Source organism: Microcoleus sp. Pol10D4, assembly GCF_036701555.1.
GTDB lineage: Bacteria > Cyanobacteriota > Cyanobacteriia > Cyanobacteriales > Microcoleaceae > Microcoleus.
In genome coordinates this window covers 1-1,290 of record NZ_JAUBRA010000170.1, presented here as the reverse complement: position 1 = coordinate 1,290, position 1,290 = coordinate 1, and the positions used below count along the sequence as shown (strand labels likewise).

The 1,290-nt window shown below is 38.7% G+C and carries 3 protein-coding genes; all 3 read right to left on the bottom strand.

Annotated elements, in window-relative coordinates; genetic code table 11:
* Window positions 1-13: 13 nt before the first annotated feature.
* Window positions 14-418, bottom strand: a complete 405-nt coding sequence (locus QUA36_RS31190) for a hypothetical protein (RefSeq protein WP_333460161.1) — start codon at window positions 416-418, stop codon at window positions 14-16.
* An 89-nt stretch (window positions 419-507) separates the two neighbouring features.
* The gene (locus tag QUA36_RS31185; protein ID WP_333460160.1) at window positions 508-846 is read right to left on the bottom strand and encodes a hypothetical protein; all 339 of its coding nucleotides are present in this window, start codon (window positions 844-846) and stop codon (window positions 508-510) included.
* Between the two features lie 184 nt (window positions 847-1,030).
* Window positions 1,031-1,162: a hypothetical protein gene (locus QUA36_RS31180; protein WP_333460159.1), complete on the bottom strand. Its 132-nt coding sequence runs from the start codon at window positions 1,160-1,162 to the stop codon at window positions 1,031-1,033.
* Window positions 1,163-1,290: the final 128 nt, after the last annotated feature.

Here is a 1,290-nt window from a genome sequence, read left to right as displayed (position 1 = left end):
ATTTTAAATCACCCTAACCTTCCTTCAGTCTTGTCTTATGGTACTCTGGCTGCTTAAAAACTGTCCGGAGTATTGTATAACAACAACCGCGACCTATTTGTTGACTAAAACTTGCTCTACCTATCGCCACAAGTACCACTAAAACCTCCTGCGTATAATAGGCAAGCTGATGCCCATAGCTGTAAGGGAAATTTAACTTGCTGGCAACTGGTTTGAGGACATCTGCTGCTTCATCTTTATTAACTTGATGTCCCTTGAGTTGATTGTACAAATACTCCACTACTTCACAAGTAATGTTTTTTGTAAATACGATTGTAGGTCTTTGAGCCTTAATCACATCTACTCGATAGTTTGAGTCTTCACGGTAGACTAGGTGGCAGTTGCGTAATTTAACCTCTCCAATCAATTCGCTCTCCATCTGTTCCTCCTATTTGATTTTCTAAGCACTTAGCAGAGATATATCTTGGGCAATTTACAAATAAAATAAAATTGCTCATCTCATGTTTACTAAAACCCAAACTCTTCCCCAAGTCTCCGCCTCAAATCTCCAGATAGTGGTAATTTGCAGATTTCTTGGCAAATTGCAGCATGAGATTCTCCATTTTGAATTCGCTGCCTGTAAATTCCAATTAAGAGCGCTTCAAGACCGTACTTAGATAACATTTCTGTCGCTAAACCGATGATGCCCAGCAAAGCAATGCCACTGAACATTCCTGCTGGTCCACCTAACATTGCCAAAGCCGTCGTAATTGCGGCCGCTCCTGCAAAACCTGTAGTTGCCATCACAATTAGAAGTAAAATCACAGGCAATCCTAGTCCAGCAGCTTGCCTAACAAACTCGTCCATAATGTCGCTCCTAGTCTGTATATAGAGGAATTAAAAATCAGAGAGTTCTATTTTTTTGCCTTGACTTCCGTTAACAAAAGCCTTTAATGAAACGAGAACCAAAATTTATTGACTCATTTCATTAATTTTTCCTAATTTATTGAATGATTTGGTATGTGTTTAAGTTTTATCTCTAGTATCTTACCTAGTCCCACTCCAAAAACTTGATAGACAAATCATTGTTACTGCGATCGCCTAGTTGAAGAGCATTGTCCATAATTTTCCTGAATTCATAACCCTGATTGCGAGCTAATACACCGCCAAGCGGAACAGTCAAAAATTGAACGGCTCTCCTGAACTTATGGTTATAAGTTTATCTAATCAGAAAAGCAAGCTAATACGCGATTCCTAAAATTATTAAAATTAGAAAAACCATACCCTTGCCGCATTATCAACTTAATCCGA